21 protein-coding genes and 2 tRNA genes are annotated in these 19869 nt (G+C 69.6%); 11 read left to right on the forward strand and 12 right to left on the reverse strand.

Annotation, left to right across the window (positions count from 1 at the left end; all coding sequences use genetic code 11):
* Positions 1–685: 685 nt before the first annotated feature.
* The gene (locus tag AB0K00_RS55235; RefSeq protein ID WP_363539288.1) at positions 686–898 is read left to right on the forward strand and encodes a hypothetical protein; all 213 of its coding nucleotides are present in this window, start codon (positions 686–688) and stop codon (positions 896–898) included.
* A 109-nt stretch (positions 899–1007) separates the two neighbouring features.
* Here AB0K00_RS55235 and AB0K00_RS55240 read toward each other — a convergent pair whose 3' ends face one another.
* The 7 genes from AB0K00_RS55240 to AB0K00_RS55270 form a co-directional block, all read right to left on the reverse strand.
* Complete coding sequence (locus tag AB0K00_RS55240) at positions 1008–1802, reverse strand: carbon-nitrogen hydrolase family protein (RefSeq protein WP_363539290.1); 795 nt, start codon at positions 1800–1802, stop codon at positions 1008–1010.
* A 16-nt stretch (positions 1803–1818) separates the two neighbouring features.
* Entirely contained in the window at positions 1819–2652 is an 834-nt protein-coding gene (locus AB0K00_RS55245; protein ID WP_363539292.1) for an EamA family transporter, read from the reverse strand.
* Between the two features lie 179 nt (positions 2653–2831).
* A complete protein-coding gene (gene clpX / locus AB0K00_RS55250; protein WP_363539294.1) occupies positions 2832–4130 on the reverse strand; it encodes an ATP-dependent Clp protease ATP-binding subunit ClpX in 1299 nt (432 codons plus the stop codon).
* A gap of 269 nt (positions 4131–4399) precedes the next feature.
* A complete protein-coding gene (locus tag AB0K00_RS55255) occupies positions 4400–5059 on the reverse strand; it encodes an ATP-dependent Clp protease proteolytic subunit (protein WP_363539296.1) in 660 nt (219 codons plus the stop codon).
* Between the two features lie 11 nt (positions 5060–5070).
* Positions 5071–5721, reverse strand: coding sequence for an ATP-dependent Clp protease proteolytic subunit (locus AB0K00_RS55260; protein WP_327008553.1), 651 nt, complete (start codon positions 5719–5721; stop codon positions 5071–5073).
* Positions 5722–5860: 139 nt separating this feature from the next.
* Complete coding sequence (gene tig / locus AB0K00_RS55265; protein WP_363539298.1) at positions 5861–7231, reverse strand: trigger factor; 1371 nt, start codon at positions 7229–7231, stop codon at positions 5861–5863.
* Positions 7232–7305: 74 nt separating this feature from the next.
* A tRNA-Pro gene (locus AB0K00_RS55270) sits at positions 7306–7379 on the reverse strand.
* A 142-nt stretch (positions 7380–7521) separates the two neighbouring features.
* On the opposite strand from AB0K00_RS55270, the gene AB0K00_RS55275 reads away from it, so the two are divergent.
* Positions 7522–7592 (forward strand) — tRNA-Gly (locus AB0K00_RS55275).
* Positions 7593–7857: 265 nt separating this feature from the next.
* Here the strand turns inward: AB0K00_RS55275 and AB0K00_RS55280 are convergent.
* Positions 7858–8541, reverse strand: a complete 684-nt coding sequence (locus AB0K00_RS55280) for a DUF3883 domain-containing protein (protein WP_363539300.1) — start codon at positions 8539–8541, stop codon at positions 7858–7860.
* Positions 8542–8732: 191 nt separating this feature from the next.
* Between AB0K00_RS55280 and AB0K00_RS55285 the strand changes: the two genes are divergently transcribed.
* On the forward strand, positions 8733–9221 hold the full coding sequence (locus AB0K00_RS55285) for a hypothetical protein (RefSeq protein WP_363539302.1): 489 nt from the start codon (positions 8733–8735) through the stop codon (positions 9219–9221).
* A 52-nt stretch (positions 9222–9273) separates the two neighbouring features.
* On the opposite strand, the gene AB0K00_RS55290 is transcribed toward AB0K00_RS55285, so the two are convergent.
* A complete protein-coding gene (locus tag AB0K00_RS55290) occupies positions 9274–9870 on the reverse strand; it encodes a TetR/AcrR family transcriptional regulator (RefSeq protein WP_363539304.1) in 597 nt (198 codons plus the stop codon).
* 91 nt (positions 9871–9961) lie between these two features.
* On the opposite strand from AB0K00_RS55290, the gene AB0K00_RS55295 reads away from it, so the two are divergent.
* Complete coding sequence (locus AB0K00_RS55295) at positions 9962–10711, forward strand: glucose 1-dehydrogenase (protein WP_363539306.1); 750 nt, start codon at positions 9962–9964, stop codon at positions 10709–10711.
* Between the two features lie 53 nt (positions 10712–10764).
* Here AB0K00_RS55295 and AB0K00_RS55300 read toward each other — a convergent pair whose 3' ends face one another.
* Positions 10765–11580, reverse strand: a complete 816-nt coding sequence (locus tag AB0K00_RS55300) for an SDR family oxidoreductase (RefSeq protein WP_363539308.1) — start codon at positions 11578–11580, stop codon at positions 10765–10767.
* Between the two features lie 119 nt (positions 11581–11699).
* Here AB0K00_RS55300 and AB0K00_RS55305 point away from each other — a divergent pair, with 119 nt between their 5' ends.
* From AB0K00_RS55305 to AB0K00_RS55330, 6 genes are all read left to right on the forward strand, one after another.
* Positions 11700–12347, forward strand: coding sequence for a DUF2625 family protein (locus AB0K00_RS55305; RefSeq protein WP_363539310.1), 648 nt, complete (start codon positions 11700–11702; stop codon positions 12345–12347).
* A complete protein-coding gene (locus AB0K00_RS55310) occupies positions 12348–13109 on the forward strand; it encodes an alpha/beta hydrolase (RefSeq protein ID WP_363539312.1) in 762 nt (253 codons plus the stop codon).
* 5 nt (positions 13110–13114) lie between these two features.
* On the forward strand, positions 13115–13516 hold the full coding sequence (locus AB0K00_RS55315) for a YciI family protein (RefSeq protein ID WP_363539343.1): 402 nt from the start codon (positions 13115–13117) through the stop codon (positions 13514–13516).
* On the forward strand, positions 13500–14750 hold the full coding sequence (locus AB0K00_RS55320; protein ID WP_363539314.1) for a DUF6596 domain-containing protein: 1251 nt from the start codon (positions 13500–13502) through the stop codon (positions 14748–14750). The genes AB0K00_RS55315 and AB0K00_RS55320 overlap by 17 nt, the downstream gene beginning before the upstream one ends.
* A gap of 70 nt (positions 14751–14820) precedes the next feature.
* Positions 14821–14976: a hypothetical protein gene (locus AB0K00_RS55325; protein WP_363539316.1), complete on the forward strand. Its 156-nt coding sequence runs from the start codon at positions 14821–14823 to the stop codon at positions 14974–14976.
* 279 nt (positions 14977–15255) lie between these two features.
* Positions 15256–15459, forward strand: coding sequence for an excalibur calcium-binding domain-containing protein (locus tag AB0K00_RS55330; RefSeq protein ID WP_363539318.1), 204 nt, complete (start codon positions 15256–15258; stop codon positions 15457–15459).
* A gap of 44 nt (positions 15460–15503) precedes the next feature.
* Here AB0K00_RS55330 and AB0K00_RS55335 read toward each other — a convergent pair whose 3' ends face one another.
* Together AB0K00_RS55335 and AB0K00_RS55340 are read right to left on the reverse strand one after the other, a co-directional pair.
* Positions 15504–16229, reverse strand: coding sequence for a tyrosine-protein phosphatase (locus AB0K00_RS55335; RefSeq protein WP_363539320.1), 726 nt, complete (start codon positions 16227–16229; stop codon positions 15504–15506).
* Entirely contained in the window at positions 16226–17929 is a 1704-nt protein-coding gene (locus tag AB0K00_RS55340) for a hypothetical protein (RefSeq protein ID WP_363539322.1), read from the reverse strand. Before AB0K00_RS55340 ends, AB0K00_RS55335 begins: the two co-directional genes overlap by 4 nt.
* Before the next feature lie 105 nt (positions 17930–18034).
* Between AB0K00_RS55340 and AB0K00_RS55345 the strand changes: the two genes are divergently transcribed.
* Positions 18035–19255 carry a GNAT family N-acetyltransferase gene (locus AB0K00_RS55345; protein WP_363539324.1) on the forward strand — a complete coding sequence of 407 codons (1221 nt, stop codon included), beginning with the start codon at positions 18035–18037 and terminating at the stop codon, positions 19253–19255.
* Positions 19256–19869 lie beyond the last annotated feature (614 nt).

The following is a 19869-nucleotide window of genomic DNA, read 5'->3' on the forward strand; positions in this document are numbered from 1 at the left end:
ACACGAAACCCTAAGGCCCGTGTCACGGGGTCATATCAATTGGCACTGGCTTAACAAGCACCCTGTTGAGTTCTCAAACAACCAACACACACCGCCGAAGCTCGCTTAGCGAAGCTCACTTCATCCGGGGCAACTTCTCTACTTTACCAGGTCGCTTACCGTTGTCAAGTCCGTATTTCCGGGCTATTCGACTGCAAGCGGTTTCCCGAGCATAACAAGGACACCGTTTCCGGTGATCTTGTTTCGGGAGATCCAGTAGGACCGGCCGGCACTGGAGCGTCTCGCTCGCTTGCCCGCCCGGCTCCCTGCCGGCTTTGTTACTTTACCAGTCCGTTCCGTCCTGTCAAGCTCGCGTTATCCGCTTGTCGACCTTCTGGAACGTTTCCCGCGCACGGCTACCGCACCGTTCCCGGTGTGGAGACTTGCTCGGAATTCCGACCGGACCGGCTGGCTCGTGCCTCTCGGCACTCACCCGCCCGGCTCCCTGCCGGCTGGATCAAACTACCCGATCGGCTCCGCGATCGCAAATCCGGCTCACACCGTCTGTTATCGCACCACCCGGTACAAACATCCGCGAACCGGTCGTTTCCGACCAGCCCCTCAGACCTGGAGAACCGTACGGGGAACGGCGAACCAACGTCAAATCGGCCGTGCGCCGCCCCGGCGGAACAGGGAGGATGACGGAATGACGCCGAGCCCCCGCGCGGACGCGCTGCTGGACCTGCTCTTCCCGTTGGGCCAGCTCATCGTCGGCGTGGTCGTGGCGCTGGTGTCGGTCATCGCGGCATATCGACTGGCACAGCGCGGACCTTCGCGGATGCGCACGGTGCTGCTCATCACCGGCGCCGCCGTCGTGGGCATCACCGTCTTCGGCATCCTGAGCAACCGCTCGGCGTGACCTGACGCCAAGCGGCATCCGTCGACGCCAAGCCGCATCCGTCGACGCCAGGCCGTGTCCGCCGGCGCCACGCGGCGTCCGCCAACGGCGTCGCCGCGGCCGGAGGGGCTCAGAGCCGGCGGTTGGCCAGGCTCGGCAGCGTGGCGCGGATCTCCGCGAGCCGCGCGAAGTCGAGCTCCGCGAACGTGACGCCCACGACGTCCGGTGCCAGCGCGACGACGGTCCCCCACGGGTCGATCACCATGCTGCGCCCGAAGCAGGTGCGGTCCGGGTCGTGGTTGCCGACCTGACCGGCCGCCAGCACGTAGCACTGGTTCTCGATCGCCCTGGCCCGCAGCAGTGGCTCCCAGTGGTCGCGGCCCGTGTGCAGCATGAACGCCGCCGGCACCGCGAGCACGGTCGCGCCGTCGATCGCGAGCTGCCGGTAGAGCTCCGGGAACCGCAGGTCGTAGCAGATCGACAGACCCAGCACTGCCTCGTCGACGCGCAGCAGTGTGGTCTGCGTGCCGGGTGCCACGGTCGCGGACTCGTGGTAGGAGACCCGGCCCGGGATCTCGACGTCATACAGGTGGATCTTCCGGTACGTGCCGGCGAGCGCACCCTGGCGGTCGAAGACGAGCGTCGTGTTGAACGTGTGCTCGGCATCCGGTCCGGTCTCGTGGAACGAGCCGGCATGCACCCAGATCCCGAACTCCCTCGCGGCGTCGGCGAAGAAGGCCGCGAACTCGCCGTCGATCGGCTCCGGTTTCGGGGCGCCGTCGGCGCGGCCGAGATAGTCCACGTACTCCGGGAGCACCGCCAGATCCGCGCCACCGTCGGCGGCCCGCTCCAGCAGGCTCCTGGCCACCCTCAGGTTCTCGGCCCGGTCGTCACGGGCGTTGAGCTGACACACCGCTACGCGCATGCCTCCAGCCTATCGATCAGGCGGCGGTCAGCACGAGCGCCGCGGCGGCCAGACCGAGGCCGGTGATCTGCAACGGTCGCATCCGCTCCCGATCCACGGCCATCGCGAGGAAGACGGTGCTCACCGGGTACAGCGACGCGATCGGCGCGGTGATGCTCAGCATCCCTCCCCGCACAGCCACGAGATAGAAGGCGTTCGCGGTGACGTCGAACGCTCCGGCGGTGCTTGCCAGGGCCAGCGACGAGCGGTCCATCTTCAGCGGCACGCGCATGACGCGCATCACCACGAGGAGCCCGATCACCCCGACGACCCGCCCCGACAGCAGCGGCCACATCCCGGACTCGTGCGACGTCTGGGCGATCAGCGTGAAGTACCCGCCGAACAGCACCCCGGCCGCGAGCGCCGCGGCGACCAGGCCCTTGGAGATCTTCACGCCGCCGGTCGGCCCGGCGCTGACGAGCGTGATGGCGGCGACGGCGAGCACGGCACCGCCGAGCGCCAACGCCGACGGGCGGCGGTCGAGCACGAGGCCGAGCAGCAGCGGTACCGCGGCCGTCGTCGTCGCGGTCAGCGGTGCGACGACCGACATGGCCCCGCCGGCGAGCCCGCGATAGAAGACGACGAGTCCGGCGTTGCCGAGCACGCCCGCGGCCGCACCCCAGGCGAGGTCGGCGACGGTCGGCATGCCGGGTCGGGTGACGAGCAGCCAGCCGATGACCAGGGGGATGCCGGCCAGTTCGGCGATCAGCGCGATGCCGAACGAGTTGGTGCGCTGGCTCGCCTTGCCGCCGGCGAAGTCACCCGCACCCCAGATGAGCGCGGACGTGGCAGCGAAGACGAGTGACAACACGCGAGCCACGATATGCGTCGCTTGCTAGCCCCGCCACCGCGTTTTCCGTCGTCTACTCTCGCCTGGAATCACTTTTCCGTAAGCTGAGCAGAGCTTTGGTCGTACCATGGCGAAACCGTGTGGCACGCAACACGCCGCCCACCCAGGAAGGTGGACGGCGTGTCAGCGATCGCTTCGGCTCAGGCCGACTTCTCCTCGCGGTCCGCGCGGCGGCGGCCGGCCCGGTGTGCGGCGAGATCGCGCGGGACGATGGTCGGGATGACCTTCTCCAGGACGACCTCGCGGGTGATCAGGACGCGGGCGATGTTCGGGTTGCTGGGCACCTCATACATCACGCTCAGGAGGACCTCCTCCATGATCGCGCGCAGCCCGCGGGCGCCGGTGCCGCGGAGGATCGCCTGGTCGGCGATCGACTCGAGGGCCTCGGCGTTGAACTCCAGCTCGACGCCGTCGAGCTCGAACAGGCGCTGATACTGCCGGACGAGCGCGTTGCGCGGCTCCGTGAGGATCTTGACCAGCGCGTCCCGGTCGAGGCTCTTCACGCTGGTGATGACGGGGAGACGGCCGATGAACTCGGGGATGAGCCCGAACTTCAGCATGTCCTCCGGCATCACGTCGCCGAAGCTGTCGTCCATGGTGCGGTCGGTGATCGAGCGCAGGTTGGCGCCGAAGCCGGTGCCGCCCTTGCCCACCCGGGCCTGGACGATCCGGTCGAGCCCCGCGAACGCGCCACCGCAGATGAACAACACGTTGGACGTGTCGATCTGGATGAACTCCTGGTGCGGGTGCTTACGGCCGCCCTGCGGCGGCACGTTGGCGACCGTGCCTTCGATGATCTTCAGGAGCGCCTGCTGCACGCCCTCGCCGGACACGTCCCGGGTGATGCTCGGGTTCTCCGACTTGCGGGCGATCTTGTCGACCTCGTCGATGTAGACGATGCCGGTCTCGGCGCGGCGGATGTCGTAGTCCGCGGCCTGGATCAGCTTCAGCAGGATGTTCTCGACGTCCTCGCCGACATAGCCGGCCTCGGTCAGCGCCGTGGCGTCCGCGATCGCGAACGGCACGTTGAGCATCCGGGCCAGGGTCTGCGCCAGGTGTGTCTTGCCGCAGCCGGTCGGGCCGATCAGCAGGATGTTGGACTTCGCCAGCTCCACGCCGTCGCTGCCCGAGCTGCTGCCGGACTCTGCCTGCACGCGCTTGTAGTGGTTGTAGACCGCCACCGCGAGGGCTTTCTTCGCCTGGTCCTGACCCACCACGTACTGGTCCAGGAAGGCGCAGATCTCCATCGGCTTGGGCAGCTCGTCGAACTTGACGTCACCGGACTCGGCGAGCTCTTCCTCGATGATCTCGTTGCAGAGGTCGATGCACTCGTCGCAGATGTAGACGCCAGGTCCCGCGATCAGCTTCTTCACCTGCTTCTGCGACTTGCCGCAGAAGGAGCATTTCAGTAGGTCGCCGCCGTCGCCGATCCGTGCCACCTACGATCTCCCTGCCTTCAGCCGGACTGACTGCCCGGATCGCATCGTGCTGTCGTGAACTTCCGGTGCGGCGCTCGCGTCGCCCGTCGGCCCCGTGTCTGGTGTCCGCTGCTGCTTGCGTCTTGCCTCGTGCGTGTTGCTTGGTGCTGCCTCGACGTTACCTGGTGGTCGGCCGTATTCCGACCCCCTGAGCGGTGGTGTCTTTCCGGAGGGCCACATCGGCCCGCCAGACCGTGAGGTGAGGCGGGCCGATCATGGACCTTGGCGTACTACGCCCCGGAGGCGACCAGCGCCGACTTCTTGCGGCTGACGAGGATGTTGTCGACCAGGCCGTATTCCTTGGCCTCTTCGGCCGTCAGGATCTTGTCCCGGTCGATGTCCTTGCGCACCTTCTCGATCGCCTGCCCGGTGTGCCGGGAGACCATCTCCTCGAGATTCGTGCGCATCCGCATGATCTCGCGGGCCTGGATCTCGATGTCGGATCCCTGTCCATAGCCGCCCTCGGTGGCCGGCTGGTGGATGATGATCCGCGAGTTGGGCAGCGCCAGACGCTTGCCCGGCGTGCCGGCGGCAAGGAGCACCGCGGCGGCGCTCGCCGCCTGGCCGAGGCAGACCGTCTGGATGTCGGGCCGCACATACAGCATCGTGTCGTAGATCGCCGTCATGGCCGTGAACGAGCCACCGGGCGAGTTGATGTACATGATGATGTCGCGGTCCGGCTCGTTGCTCTCCAGCGTCAGCAGCTGCGCCATCACGTCGTTGGCCGACGCGTCGTCGATCTGCACGCCGAGGAAGATGATCCGGTCCTCGAACAGCTTGTTGTACGGGTTGGTTTCCTTGATCCCATACGACGTGCGCTCCACGTAGGACGGGAGGATGTAGCGGTTGTGCACCTCGCGCAACGCCGGGGACAGGCTCAGATCGGTCATCGCTTCGCTCCTCAAGCCAGGGTTCCGGCGCCTTCCGGAGCCTGCTGGGCCCCGGTGATCACCTTGTCGATGAAGCCGTAGTCGCGCGCCTCTTCGGCGGTGAACCAGCGGTCACGGTCGGAGTCGGACTCGATCTGCTCCAGGCTCTGCCCCGTGTGGAACGAGACCCGCTCCTGGAACATCCGCTTGGTGTAGAGCATCTGCTCGGCCTGGATCGCAATGTCCGAGGCCGTGCCGCCGATGCCGCCCGAGGGCTGGTGCATCATGATCCGCGCGTGCGGCAGCGCCATACGCTTGCCCGGCGCGCCGGCGCACAGCAGGAGCTGGCCCATCGACGCCGCCATGCCCATCGCAACCGTCGCCACGTCGTTGGTGACGAACTGCATGATGTCGTAGATCGCCATGCCCGAGTAGACGGAGCCACCGGGCGAGTTGATGTAGAGCCAGATGTCGCGCTCCTCGTCCTCAGCGGCGAGGAGGAGCATCTGGGCACAGATCCGGTTGGCGACCTGATCGTTGACCTCGCTACCAAGGAAGATGATGCGTTCCTTGAGCAGCCGGTTGAACACCGAGTCGTCGAGCGTCAGGCTCGAGTCCGCGCCACGACCGCGCCCGGAGGGCGCGGGACTGACTGGCGACGCTGGAATATGCAGGTCGGTCATGGCAGCCCTTCGCAAGAGTCTTGTACTTGCCGACCCTAACCGGTGCGGGGAGCGGGAGCTTCCCATGCTCACCGCATTTCGCTATGAGCGCACCGTGGTCGACCGGGCCCGCTGCGTTCTACGGGCCCGGTCGCTCAGGTCAGTGGTTGTGACCCTCGTGGTCACCGTGGTCGTGGCCCTCGTGCTCGTCCGCCGGGCCGCGCAGGTCGTCCAGCGACAGCGCGTTGCCCTCGGAGTCGACGATCTTCACCCGCTCGAGCACCAGACCCAGCGCCTTGCCCCGCCGCACGTCACCGAAGACCGCACCGGCGACACCGGCCTGGACCAGCTGGTCGTAATACTGCTGCGGGCCGACCCCGGCGCGCTGCGCCCGGTGCACGATCTCGTGCCCGAACTCGTCGTCGCTGACCTGGATGTCCTCGGCGTCGGCCAGGGTGTCGAGCACCAGCTGCACCTTCACGCCCTCGACGGCCGCCTCGTTGAGCTCGGCGTCCATCTCTTCCTCGGTCTTGCCCTCCGTGGACAGGTAGTCCTCGAACGACGCGCCGATGCGCTGCAGCTGATCGTTCATCGACTCCTTGCGCGACTCCACCTCGTCCTTGACCACGCCCTCCGGCGCGGGGACCTCGGTGGCCTCGATGACGGCCTTCAGGGCCAGGTCACGGGCCGAGTAGAGCTGCTCCATGCGCTTCACCCGGCTGAGCCGGGTCCGCAGGTCGTCCTTCAGCTCGTCGAGAGTGTCGAACTCGCTCGCCAGCTGCGCGAACTCGTCGTCGACCGGCGGCAGCTGCTTGTCCTTGACCGACTTGACCGACACCGACACCTCGGCGTCGCGCCCCTCGAAGTCCCCACCGACCAGCTGCGTGGTGAACGTCGTCGAGTCACCGGCCGACATGCCGACCAGCACGTCGTCCAGACCCGGCACCAGCTGACCGCTGCCGACCTCGTGGGAGATGTTGTTGGCGCTGCCGCCCGGCACCTCTTCGCCGTCCACGGTCGCGACCAGATCGATCTGCACGAAGTCGCCGACCAACGCCGACCGCTCCACCGTCTTCAGCGTCGCGAACCGGTCCCGCAGCCCCTTGAGCTGCTCGTCGACGTCGTCCTCGCTGATCACGAGCGCATCGACCGTCACCTGGATCGCGCTCAGGTCCGGCAGCGCGATCTCCGGCCGCACGTCCACCTCGGCGGTGAACTTCAACGGCTGCCCGTCGGCGAACTCGGTGATCTCCACCTCGGGCCGGCCCAGCGTCTTCACCTCGTGCTCACGGACCGCGGCCAGGATCTGCGTCGGAATGACCTCCTGCACCGCCTCGTTGAGCACCGCACCCCGACCGACCCGCTGGTCGATCACGGCGGTCGGCACCTTGCCGCGGCGGAAACCCGGAATCACGACCTGCGAGCCGATCTCCCGGTAGGCCTTCTTCAAACTGGGCTCCAGCTCGGCGAACGGCACCTCGATTTCGAGCCGCACGCGCGTCGGGCTCAGGGTCTCGACGGTGCTCTTCACAGAACTTCTCCTCATGGGTCGCGGTCAGCCGCTCCAACGGCTGGGTGGACTGGCGGCTGCCTGGTATGTCCCGGTCGGGGTGGCGGGATTTGAACCCACGGCCCCTCGCTCCCAAAGCGAGTGCGCTACCAAACTGCGCTACACCCCGGTGCTGTGCGTCGGCAAGTGTATGCGTTGGGTCCGACAGCCCGCCGCTCGGTATGGCGGTGTCGCACTGCATGGACCCGCCGTCTCCCCTTCGGGACAGGATTCGGTACGCTTGGAGGGGCACCCGGGACCGCCGGGACCACGCGGGCGTAGCTCAATGGCAGAGCTTCAGTCTTCCAAACTGACGGTGTGAGTTCGATTCTCATCGCCCGCTCTTAGCTCTTCTTGCAGTTCAGAGCCATTCCAGCTCATCCTTCCCGATCGTGGCGTAAGCCCTCGGGCCAGTGGCGTGCCAGCACTCGACGTCCGGGGTCACAGACACCTACCTGTGTCCATGCCGAACAAAGTGCGCCACTGAACAACGCGTGTCCGCTTCGTCCATAAAACCGCTGAACTCGCACATATCGAGGATGAGCTTCGGCCAAACCAGCGCGTTTCATGCTCAGGTTCACCCGGCCGGCCGCTAAGGCGGCGCAACCTCACTGTGGCAGGTCGTACCGGAACTTCGTTGTCGACAGGTCCTCGTCAGCCGGCGACCATGACGCGTAAACCCTCATGACTCCGCCACTTGTGGCGTAGCCACCACCAGGCTTGCGACGGCACTCAATCTGGTCGACCACGATCAGGTCGGTCGGCGAGAAGTTTCGAGCGTGGGCAACCTCGTTGACCGTGAGCTCGACGGCGGAAACCTGCACCGAGCTCCCTTTGACCTCAACGTGCCGCTCTGGGCCGAGGCCATGCACAACGAGGTCATACGGCTTCCCAAGCTCGATGATCTTTGTGGCGCCTGCAGAGTGGTAGTGCTGTTTCGCCCGCTCCACAGCCCACCGCTCGACAGCTCGCGCTTGCTCGGGGTCTTTCGTCCGCGGCATGCCGACCGCGCGCCTGACCTTCGATGCGGTAACGGTCCCCTTGACGTCAGCGCTCGCCGGAACGGCGCCCTGAAGTTCGGGTATCGCCGCCACAAGCGCTGCGGGAAACTTGGCAAGGTAACCCTGCTGGGCTCTCAGCTCGGCCTCGCGGTAGAAGATGAAGGGGAAGTAGAGAGATCCGGGCACCCGCTTCGTGAGGTCCTCGTACACCTTCGTCACCGTTGAAATCTGCCGGTTGAGATCATCGAGCGTGATCGGCCTCTTGAACTCATTGAACCCGCCACACGCCATTCGGTAACTCGCCCCAGTCGTCGGAACACCCCGCGCGCTCTACCTCGGGTTCCTCTCGCCTACCTTGAGGTGCGGCTCTCGATCCTGCCGGCGTCGCGTTCCTCCGCTCGCATGATCAACGGCTGGGCACTCAACTTGCCTGGCATGGTCCGAGGCGCGTCATCGAAGCGGTTGCCCTAACGGTCAGCCCCATGTGGGCGATCCAGGTCGCACTCGGCGCCATTTCGTTCAGGTCAATGCCCAAGCGTCGGTGGTTACGCTCCATGCTCGCGATCGGCTCGCCCTCACGGAGGTCGCTGTGGCAATCGCGGAATGTCACGATGGCGGGCGTGACGGACGGAGGCTTGCCAGTGGAGACATTTCAATACGGCTATCTCTACATGATCCAGACCACCACGGCGGTGACGGGGGTGGCGGAAATGATGAGCAGCAGGTACAGGCCCGCCGGTCCCATGGTGAGCGTCGTCGTCGACCAGAACGGCGCAAAGGTTGCGCGAGCCGAGAACTCCGTTCTGACACTGAATGCCCTCGGCTCCGCGGGGTGGTGTGTCGAGAACGGCACGTCGTATACGGACGCCACCCAAGCGCCCAAGGCCATTAGCGAATGGGCGTGCACGATCGAGGGAGTAGACGGGATCAGGGGCTATGCGGTGCATTTCATGCGCCGACGACTCTCATAGGCCCGTGCTCATCGTCCGCTCCAGGTTCGTCCTGCGCGGATGCTTCTTGGTGTCAGTGTGGGAAGGCGCGTAGGGCCAGTTCGGCGACCTCGGCCAGTTCCTCCCGGGTGGCGCCGGCTGATGCGTGCACGGCGAGACCCTCCGACACCGTCATGACGTACCGTGCGAGCTGGTCGGGGTCCTCATCGGCGGCCAGGTCACCCTCCCGGACCGCGCGGCGGAACCGCTCCGTCATCGCCAGTTCGCCGCCCTTGCGGGAGGCCGCGAGGGTCTCGCAGACGTCGATGTTGTCTGGGCCGCAGGACAGGCCGCCCTGGATCGAGAAGCAGCCGGCCGGTCTGCCGGGGGTGGTGACCGCCTTGACGTTCTCGCGCAGGAAGGTCTCCGCGACCCGGCGGGCGGTCGGCTCGGCCAGTGCCTCGCGGGCATAGGCCATCTCCACCCGGGCATAGCGGGCGAGTGCCTTGTCGAACAGCTCGCGCTTGTTGCCGAAGGCCGCGTACATGCTGGTCTTGTTGATGCCCATGGCGGCGGTGAGGTCGCTGAGCGAGGCGCCCTCGTAGCCCTGGCGCCAGAAGACGGCGAGGGCCTGTTCGAGCGCCCGGTCCGCGTCGAAGCCGCGCGGCCGGCCGACCGCAGATGTGTTCACGACCTCAATAGTACCGATCGGTACACAAGTCGCGGTGGGCGTGCTACGTTCGGATTCAGTACCGATCGGTACGGAACTAAGGAGGGCTCCAATGGCACAACTGGCAGGCAAGACCGCCGTCGTCACGGGCGGCACGACCGGGATCGGGCTGGCCGCGGCGCGGCGGCTCGCGGATGAGGGTGCCACCGTCTTCATCGCCGGCCGCCGCAAGCCGGAACTGGACGCCGCCGCGGCTCACGTCGGGCCGAAGGCGATCCCGGTCCAGACTGACGTCTCCGACCTGGACGACCTGGACCGCCTGTACGCCGCGGTCCGCCAGCACGGCAAGGGCATCGACGTCCTGTTCGCCAACGCCGGCGGTGGCGAGTTCGCCACCCTGGAGCAGGTCACCGAGGAGCACTTCGACCAGACCTTCGGCATCAACGTCCGCGGCACGCTCTTCACCGTGCAGAAGTCCGTCCCCCTGCTCAACGAGGGTGCCTCGGTCATCCTGACGTCGTCCACGGCGGCCTCGACCGGCGGCGCCGCGTTCGGCGTCTACGCGGCCTCGAAGGCGGCCATCCGCTCCTTCGCCCGCACCTGGGCCAACGAGCTGAAGGATCGCCGCGTCCGGGTCAACGCGATCTCCCCGGGGCCGGTGGACACCCCCGGGCTGACCGGCCTGGCCCCGGCCGCCGACCAGGCCGATGCCCTGAAGGACTTCCTGGCCGGCACCGTGCCGCTGGGCCGGATGGGTCGCCCGGACGAGATCGCCGACGCGGTCCTGTTCCTGGCCTCGCCGCAGAGCAGTTTCGTCACCGGCTCGGAGCTGATGGTCGACGGCGGCCAGAACCAGGTCTGAACCAGGTCTGAACCAGGTCTGATCGGGGCCCGATCGAGCGGAGTGGTGCAGCGTCAGGAGACCGCTACGGGGCGGGCGTTGAGCAGGGCGGTGTGTTCGCGCTGGGCGGCGTCCAGCAGCGCCTGCCAGGCGTCGGCGCCGATCGGCAGGCGGGTGGGGCGTTCGTCGGAGGCGATGAGGCGCAGCACCTCGCTGGCGAACAGCGACGGCGGGTTGGCGATCGGGAGCTGTTTCATCGCCCGGGAGCCGGCCAGCATGGGGGCGGTGACGTCACGGTACGTGTCGAGATGGCTCGACTCGGTCAGCGTGGTGCCCCACTCGGTGGCGAAGAAGCCGGGCTCGACGGCGACGACGTGCACGCCGGTGCCGATGAGCTCCAGGGACAGCGCGTCGACCATGCCTTCCAGGGCGTACTTGGCGGCGGTATAGGCGCCGAGCCCCGGGTACGCGAGGCGGCCGGCCGTCGAGGAGACCATGATGACGTCGCCGTGGCCCTGGGCCCGCATGTGGGGCAGCACCATGCGGGTCAGCCGCCATGGCGCGAAGAGGTTCGTGGCGAACTGGGCCTCGAGCTCGGCGTCGGTGACCTCCTCGACGGCGCCGAAGTGGCCGTAGCCGGCGTTGTTGACCAGGACGTCGACGCCGCCGAAGCGGGCGATGGCGGCGTGCACGGCGTTGTGGCAGTCGTCCCGATCGCGCACGTCGAGCGCGCAGGTGGCGAGGGCCTTCGGGTACGCGTCGCGGAGATCCTCAAGGGTCTCGGGCCGGCGGGCGGTGGCGAGGACCTGCTGTCCGGACGCGGCGACCGCCTCAGCGAGCGCACGGCCGAGACCGGTGGAGCATCCGGTGATCAACCAGCGACGAGTCATGTTCGACATAGTGACTCTGAGTATCCGCCCGCAGACAGAGCGAGAACGTGAGTGACCGTCATTCACCGGAGAAATCCGCCGTTCGTGTCTGTGCGGCGGGGCGGTCGTACAGTTGCGGCATGCGCTCGCTCGCCGAGCTGATCTCCGACGACTGGTCGGCGTGGGCCGAGGTCGAGGCGGCGGTCAGCGGGTCACCGCTCGCGGTGGAGATTCTGCCGACCGATCCCGAACGGGCGGCCTCCTGCCTGCAACGGCTCCAGGTCACCACGAAATCGTGGCTCGGGTCCCTGGTCTACCTGTCCGGCGGGCTCGTCGTCGACGACGGCTGGCTGCGGATCCTCGGCTCGGGGGATCCGGAGCGCCGGCTGCCGGACATCCACACGGTCAACGCCGGGTTCGAAGGCGCGGGGCTGGTCGTCGCGCAGGACGTGCTGGGCGGCGAGTTCGTGTGGCGGCAGGGCGACGGCCCGACGCCGTCGATCCACTACTTCGCGCCCGACACGCTGCGCTGGGAGGACCTCGGCCTCGGGTACACCGACTGGCTCTACGGCATGCTCAGCGGCGCGGTCGACCAGTTCTACCTGAGCTGGCGCTGGCCCGGCTGGCAGGACGAGGTCGCCGAGGTGCCGTTCGACGCCGGGCTGAGCACGTTGCCGCCGCTGTTCACCGCCGAGGGCAAGGATCTCACCGAGGTCAGCCGCCGGCCGATCCCGATGACCCAGCTCGTCAGCGTCCTGCACGACTTCGCCGACCAGCTCGGCGCGTAGATGGACCTCCACCACCGCGTCGACGGACCGCCGGACGCGCCCGCCGTCGTCCTGCTGCACGGCGGGGGCAGCCGCGGAGCGACCTGGGACCTGTTCACGCCGGCGCTGCTCGCTGCCGGGCACCGGGTCGTGCTGCCCGACCTGCGTGGGCACGGCAACAGCCCGCGCTCCCGGTCGTACACCTTGGAAGACCACCGCCAAGATGTCATCGCGCTGCTCGACCGGCTCCGGTTGGAGCGGGTGACGCTCGTCGGGCACTCGCTCGGCGGGTTCGCCGCCACGCTGGTCGCGCAGGAGCAGCCGGAGCGCGTCACCCGGCTCGTGCTGGAGGACCCGCCGGCGCCGCCGCGGCACGGCAGCGCGGGGAAAGTGTCGCTGGGCCGGCTGTTGCTGCTGTCGATCGGCACGGCCGACCCGCGCCGGCGGTACGACCGGCTCGCCCTCACCTCCGCGATCGCGCAGCTGCGGCAGGCGCAGCCGGGCTGGTGGGACGCGCTGCCGGCGATCACGGCGCCGACGCTGCTGCTGTCCGGCGGACCCGCCAGCCACATCGCGCCGGCGCGGCTGGCCGAGGTGGCCGCCCTCATCCCGCGGTGCGACCTGGTCACCGTGCCGGTCGGGCACCGCGTCCACAGCACCGCGCCGGAGGAGTTCCGCGGGACGGTCATGAACTTTCTCGGCGATGCTGTCCGGGACGGCACATCCGCTCCGACGTCTCCGGCGTCACCGATGGACGGTGCCGTTCGAGAGGAGCAACCGTGAAGTACATGATCCTGACGTACGCGTCGCAGCGGGACTACGACGAGATGGCCGGCAAGCCCGGCGACGCCCCGGTGTGGACCGGTGAGGACTTCGCCGCCATGGCCGCGTTCATGGAGAAGTTCAACCAGGAGCTCGAGGCGTCCGGCGAGCTGGTCGAGACCCGGGCGCTCGGCGCGCCGGTGCACACCCGCCGCATCGGCGGCGCGCCCGCGCTGATCACCGACGGGCCGTACGCGGAGACGCAGGAGGTCCTCGCCGGCTACTGGATCGTCGACGTCGACGGCTTCGACCGGGCCACCGAGATCGCCGCCCGCCTCGGCGAGTGCCCCGGGCCGCCGGAGGTCGCGAAGACCGCGTACGCGGACGTGCGACCCATCGTCGAGCACGCCGGTGAGCTCGGGCTCTGACCCGCGGCTGGAGGACCTGCTGCGCACGCTGGCGCCGCAGGTCCTCGGTGCGCTCGTGCGCCGCTACGGGCACTTCGACCACGCCGAGGACGCCGTCCAGGAGGCCCTCATCGCGGCCGCCGCGCAGTGGCGCGACGCGATCCCCGACTCGCCCCGCGGCTGGCTCATCACCGTCGCGTCGCGGCGGCTGACGGACCTGCTGCGCAGCGAGTCGGCCCGGCTGCGTCGCGAGGCGGCGTGGGTACCTCCTCCGCCGGCCAGCTTTCCAGGCTCTCCCGGCTTTCCAGGCTCTTCCGGCTTTCCAGGCTCTTCCGGGCAGGACGACAGCCTCGTGCTCCTGGCGATGTGCTGCCACTCGTCGCTGACCCCGCCCGACCAGATCGCGCTGACGTTGCGGGCCGTCGGAGGACTCAGCACCGCCGAGGTGGCCAGGGCGTTCCTGGTACCGGAGGCGACGATGGCCCGCCGCATCAGCCGTGCGAAGCAGCGGATCAAGAGCAGCGGGGTGCCGTTCGCGCTGCCCGCCGCGTACTCCGCCGCCGTGCTGCACGTGCTCTACCTGATGTTCAACGAGGGGTACGCCGCCACCGCCGGACCCGACCTGCACCGGCCCGACCTGGCGGCGGAGGCGATCCGGCTGACCCGCCTCGTGCACCGGCTACTGCCCGCGGACAGCGAGGTCGCCGGGCTGCTCGCGCTGATGCTGCTCACCGACGCGCGCCGGGCCGCCCGCACGGCGCCGGACGGCACCCCCGTCCCGATGGACGCCCAGGACCGCACCCTGTGGAACGCCGACCTCATCGCCGAGGGCGTCGCCCTCGTCACGGCGGCACTGCCCCGCGGCCCGGTCGGCCCGTATCAGCTGCAGGCGGCGATCGCGGCCCTGCACGACGAGGCCCCGTCGGCCGACGCGACCGACTGGCCGCAGATCGTCGCCCTGTACGAACTGCTCCTGACCCTCACCGACAATCCGATGGTCGCGCTCAACCACGCGGTCGCGGTCACGATGGCCACCGGCCCGGCGGCCGGCCTGGCGCTGCTGTCGGCGCTGACCTCCCTCGACGGCGACCACCGCTTCCACGCCGTGCGCGGCCACCTGCTGGAAATGTCGGGCGCGATGCCGGCGGCCCGCGAGGCGTACACGACCGCGGCGGGATTGACGGGTAGCGTGCCGCTGCGGCGGTACCTGCACGACAAGGCCGCCCGGCTAGGAACGGGACTCCCGGGCACGTAGCGGACGTTTCCGCAGGTCAATTTCATGATCCAGCCATTTTCGAACGCATGTACGAGTATGGTTCCGGGTCATGGAGATCACCTGCGCCGCTGTGAAACTGACCCCGACCGCCACCGGGGACATCTCGGTCCGCTGCACGAAACACCCGGACCACGTCGGCGCCGGCGACCCCGTCCACGAGGCGCGAGTAGGCGTCTTCCCGGTCCGGTGGACGAATGCGGAATGACTGACCGAACGTAGCGCGGTCCTGACCTTACGTGATCTTTCCCGGAGCGATCGGCGGATTCCAGGCGACGGCTTCCGGCGGAAGATCACGGTCATGAGCCGTCGCCGGGTCGTTGCCGCTGTGGTTGTCCTGCTTGCACTGGCGGGATGCGGGTCCGCTGAGAAGGTCTCCGGGGAGCCGCTGGTCGGGGCCTCGTCCGCATCGCCGTCGCCCACTGCGTCCTCGTCGCCGTCCCCGTCGCCTTCGCCCTCGCTTTCGCCGTCCGTGTCACCGCCCGCCGTGACGGTGCCGTCCATCGCGGTCCCGCCGGTGCCCACGATGGCCGGGGCCACGACCGAGGCGACCGACGACGAGCCCGCGAGCGTGTACTACGCGAGCTGCGCGGAGGCGAAGCGGGCCGGCGCGGCACCGCTGTACCGCGGCGAGCCCGGCTACCGCAAGGGCCTCGACCGCGACGGCGACGGCGTCGCCTGCGAGACCTGACCGGTTCTCCGACAAGCCGAAGGATCCTTCTGCTTGTCGCGAGTTCAGGCGACCAGCGCCGCCCGCAGGGCTGACAGGTCGTCGTCCTTCAGGCCGTACGTGTGGGCCCAGTCGTGCATCGAGCCCCACCGGTCCTTCGCCAGCTCCAAGGTCCGCAGCATCATCGCCGCCTGTGGGGTCCAGTCCAGCACCGACGCCGGGCGCGGTGGCAGGCCGAGGCGGTCGACGACCAGTGCGACCCGCTCGTGGATCCGTGGCATCGCCGGGGCGGTCGCGGCGTAGTCGGCGGCGATGACCTCGTCCGGCACGCCGAGCAGGCTCAGCACGACCGCGGCGAGGACGCCGGTGCGGTCGCAGCCGGCCTCGCAGTGGAAGACGGCCGGCAGGGTCGAGGAGCGGGCCAGGAGGCGGACGGCGCCGGCCAGGACGTCGCCCTTCTCCGCGAGCATCGCGACGTAGTGGCCGACCAGGTCGTCGGCGCCGCTGACGTCGGTGATCGGGGCGGAGACGTATTCGACCGGCTCGGCGGCGAGGGGGCCCCGGCCGAGGTGGGTGACCTCATACTCGCCGCGCAGGTCGATGACGGTGGCCAGGCGCAGGTCCTCGAGGAGGTGCGCGACGTCGGACTTCGTGGCGTACGCCAGGGAGTCGCTGCGGAAGAGGCGCCCGGGACGGATCGCGCCGCCGGCCGCGGGCAGGCCGCCGAGGTCGCGGAAGTTGATGAGCCCTTCCAGCGTGCGCGGTGACCGGCGGCGGCGCCAGCGTCTCACCCGGCCAGGCCCGTCAGCCAGTTCCAGAACGTCACGAACCAGCCGACCTCGCGCAGGTAGGCGACGCCCGCACCGGCGAGGAACAGGCCGGTGAGCGCGTGCGCGCCCTTCGCGCTGCGGCGGACCCGGCCGAAACGCTGCTCCAGGACGAGCCGGCCGACGAGGCGGGTCAGCGCGAACACGCCGACGGCGACGGCGAGCACGACCAGGAACGCGAAGAACGGGCCGCTGAGGCTGCCGTCGCTGTCCAGTGCCCACAGGCCCCAGCAGATGAACGCGATGAAGGCGCCGGTGCCGGTCAGCTCCCAGCCGATCTTCAGCGTGCGGGCGCGTTCGCCGGGCTCCGGGCGGTACATGGGGCGCTCGATCTCCGGCTCGGCCGGCATCATGCCGGTCGGGTCGGGTGCGGGGCGGTGGATGACCTTCGCCCTGCCACGCATCTGCGGCACGCCTGCCTCGGAGACGTGCACCCCGGTCGCGCCGGGCGACACCGGCACGCCGGACACCGGGGGCGCGGAGACCGGTGGGGCCGAGACGGGCGGGGCCGAGACGGGGACCGAGGTGTAGAAGGCGGTCGGGGCGGAGGAGCCGGCCCTGAGGGCGACGAGCTCTCGTTCCAGGCGTTCGATCCGCTGGTACGCGTCCGTCTCCGTGCCCGTTACCGACGGCCGGGCCCGGCCGATGGCGCGCGAGGTCTCTGAGCTCTCGGGCTCGACCCAGTCGCAGCCGACGTCCGGCAGCCCAGACCGGCGGACCAGGTCGGCCAGGTGCGTCAGCCACGCCGACAGCTCCCTGGTGTCGGGCCGCTCCGACGGGCGGTCGGCGAGCGGCGCGTGCAGGTGGTCGCGGAGCGCCGGGATGCGCTCCAGCAGCGGGTGGCGGCGCAGCACGTTCCACTGCGGCGGGGACGCCTCCTGCGGAGCGCGCTGGTCGGTGCGGCCGTCGACGCGCGGATACGCGCCGGTGACCATGAAGTACGCGACGGCGCCGTAGCCGTGCACGTCGTACGCGGGTCCGACGTGCTTCACCCCGCCGAACGCCTCCGGGCCGCCGGACTCCGGGGTGTAGGCGATCTGGGTGATCTCCTCCTCGCGGAAGTAGCGCGCGCCGGTGAAGTCGATCAGCCGCACCTCGCCGGTGGCGAGGACCATGAGGTTCGACGGCTTGACGTCCATGTGCAGCACGGCCGTCGCGCCCGACTGCTGCGGGTGGTGCAGCGCCTGCAGCACCGACCCCAGGGTCTTCAGCGCGGCGACGGCGTTGAGCCGGCGGCCGCCGGGTGCCATGCCGGCGCGCTGGGCGATGTACTCGCGCAGGTTGACCCCGTGCAGGTAGTCATAGACCTGGTACGGCACCGCGTCGCCCGGCGCCGGACGCTCCCCCGGCCGGTGCGGCGGCGGGCCGTAGAAGCCGTCGGCGCGCCGGCAGATGCCGCCGACACCGCGGTTGTTGAGGTCCATGAGGGCGGCGTCGCCCTTGTCCCAGGACCGCAGCTCGTCGGCGATCGGGCGTTGCGGGTCGATCCGGAACACCTTCACGGTCATCGGCGCCGACGTCACCCCACCGCAGATGCGCACTGCGCGGTAGACGTCGGCCTGCCCGCCCGAGCCCAGGTGGGCCACGAGCCGGTAGCGCTGAAACGTCTCGGGCAAAGGGCTCGCCGGACCACACACCAGGTCCAGCAACGCACCCTGCGTCATCGCGCGACTCCCCCCAGCTGAACTTCCGCCCCCGGACACTTCCGAGAGTAACCAGCCCGCGAAATCGGTCGCGTTCAGTGGAGGTCACGAGGTAGACACGACTGCGTGACCGGATACTCGCTACGCGCCGCCACCACCGCCGACATCGACGCGTTCGCCCGGGTGATCCGAGCCGCGTTCAACGTGACGGGCGAGCCGGACCCGACCGACTCGATCCGCACCGTGCTCGATCCCTCCCGCTACACCCTCGCCGAGTTCGACGGCCAGATCGTCGGCACCGCCGGCATCTTCACCCGCGATCTCGCCGTGCCGGGTGCCGTCATCCCCGCCGCGCACGTCACCGGCGTGTCGGTGGCCGCCACGCACACCCGCAAAGGGCTGCTGCGGCGCATGATGACCGAGCAGCTGACCACCGCGCCGGAGGCGATCGCCGTGCTGTGGGCGTCGGAGGGCCGCATCTACCAGCGGTTCGGCTACGGTCTCGCCTCGCAGAACGTGAGCATCCGCGCCGACCGCCGGGAGCTGTCGATCCGTGGCGCCGCCGGCACCGGCACGTTGCGCGCGGCGGTGCCGTCCGAGGTGATCAAAGAGCTTTCCGAGGTGTACCGCCGGGTCCTCGCCGAGCAGCCTGGATGGTCCAGCCGGGACGACGCGTGGTGGGCCCACCTCACCAGCGACCCGGAGAAGCAGCGCGAAGGGTTCACGGCGACCCGCGCCGTGCTGTACGAGAACGAGGCCGGTGCCGTCGAGGGCTACACGCGGTACCGCGTCCGCAACGAATGGGACGACAACGGCCCGAAGGGCGAGGTCAACGTCGTCGAGCTGGTCGCCGCCACCCCCGACGCGGCCGCGGCGCTGTGGCGGTTCCTGTTCGGCGTCGACCTGACCCGCACCGTCGTCAAGGGCCTCTCCAGCGTCGACGAGCCGATCTTCCACCTGGTCGACGAGCCGCGCCGCCTCGGCGGCAAGGTAGGCGACGGTCTCTGGGTCCGCATCGTCGATCTGCCGCGCGCGCTGACGTCCCGGCGGTATGCCGCACCCGTCGACGTCGTCCTCGACGTCACCGACGCCCTGCTGCCGGCCAACGCGGGCCGCTGGCGCCTGCGCGTCGGCGCCGGCGGCGCCCTGGTCAACTGCTCGCCCACCGACGCACCGGCCGACCTCAGCTGCGACGTCCTGGAGCTGGGCGCGGCGTATCTCGGCGGCACGAAGCTCGGCGCGCTCGCGGCGACCGGCCGCGTGCAGGAGCACCGGCCCGGCGCCGTGGCCGCGGCCAGCACCGCCTTCGGCTGGCACGTCACCCCGGTATCGATCGAGATCTTCTGATATCTCGGCGGGCGGGCACCGAGCGGGTAGGGTCTGCGGTGTGGGTGGGATCCAGCGCCGGCGGCGCCGCATGCGGCATCACCAACCGGTGACCGCCGACGCGCAGTCCCCCGGCCAGGACCCGTCCGCCGGCGACGACGCGCAGCCGGCGCCCGCGGCGGACGCCGTCGAGGTGCCTGACGCTGACTCGCCCGGCGCTGCCGATGAGGCGCCCGCCGCCGAGATGCCTGCCACTGCCGAGATGCCTGCCGGCACCGACGTGCCTGTCACTGCCGAGGCGCCCGCGGTTGCGTCGGCGGCGGACACCGGCGCAGACGACATGGCTCCGGGCGGCGCGGCCGCTGCGGGCCGTGACGCCGCCGCGGATGGTGAGACACCGGGCGACGTGATCACGGCTGGGGCGGCAACTGGCGTGACGGCGACCGATGCGGCGACCGGGGCCGAGCTGACCGCCGTGGCGAAGCCTCATCCGCCGGTGCCGCGGCCACCGATCCATCCGCCGGTCAGCATTCATCCGCCGGCCAGCACCCAGCCGGCGGTCGGCACCCAGCCGACGCCCGGCCCTCCAGCTATCCCAGCCAACCCGGTGGCTGCGGCTGCGGCTACGGCGATCC

The organism is Dactylosporangium sp. NPDC049525 (assembly GCF_040676755.1).
Lineage (GTDB): Bacteria > Actinomycetota > Actinomycetes > Mycobacteriales > Micromonosporaceae > Dactylosporangium.

What these genes read in the sequence shown, in the direction of transcription:
- AB0K00_RS55235 (WP_363539288.1), top strand. Translation starts at nt 686, where the DNA reads ATGACGCCGAGCCCCCGCGCGGACGCGCTGCTGGACCTGCTCTTCCCG.
- AB0K00_RS55285 (WP_363539302.1), top strand. Translation starts at nt 8,733, where the DNA reads ATGTGGGCGATCCAGGTCGCACTCGGCGCCATTTCGTTCAGGTCAATG.
- AB0K00_RS55260 (WP_327008553.1), bottom strand. Translation starts at nt 5,721, where the DNA reads ATGACCGACCTGCATATTCCAGCGTCGCCAGTCAGTCCCGCGCCCTCC.
- AB0K00_RS55280 (WP_363539300.1), bottom strand. Translation starts at nt 8,541, where the DNA reads ATGGCGTGTGGCGGGTTCAATGAGTTCAAGAGGCCGATCACGCTCGAT.
- AB0K00_RS55255 (WP_363539296.1), bottom strand. Translation starts at nt 5,059, where the DNA reads ATGACCGATCTGAGCCTGTCCCCGGCGTTGCGCGAGGTGCACAACCGC.
- AB0K00_RS55340 (WP_363539322.1), bottom strand. Translation starts at nt 17,929, where the DNA reads ATGACGCAGGGTGCGTTGCTGGACCTGGTGTGTGGTCCGGCGAGCCCT.
- AB0K00_RS55300 (WP_363539308.1), bottom strand. Translation starts at nt 11,580, where the DNA reads ATGACTCGTCGCTGGTTGATCACCGGATGCTCCACCGGTCTCGGCCGT.
- AB0K00_RS55305 (WP_363539310.1), top strand. Translation starts at nt 11,700, where the DNA reads ATGCGCTCGCTCGCCGAGCTGATCTCCGACGACTGGTCGGCGTGGGCC.
- AB0K00_RS55310 (WP_363539312.1), top strand. Translation starts at nt 12,348, where the DNA reads ATGGACCTCCACCACCGCGTCGACGGACCGCCGGACGCGCCCGCCGTC.
- AB0K00_RS55315 (WP_363539343.1), top strand. Translation starts at nt 13,115, where the DNA reads ATGATCCTGACGTACGCGTCGCAGCGGGACTACGACGAGATGGCCGGC.
- AB0K00_RS55295 (WP_363539306.1), top strand. Translation starts at nt 9,962, where the DNA reads ATGGCACAACTGGCAGGCAAGACCGCCGTCGTCACGGGCGGCACGACC.
- AB0K00_RS55325 (WP_363539316.1), top strand. Translation starts at nt 14,821, where the DNA reads ATGGAGATCACCTGCGCCGCTGTGAAACTGACCCCGACCGCCACCGGG.
- AB0K00_RS55240 (WP_363539290.1), bottom strand. Translation starts at nt 1,802, where the DNA reads ATGCGCGTAGCGGTGTGTCAGCTCAACGCCCGTGACGACCGGGCCGAG.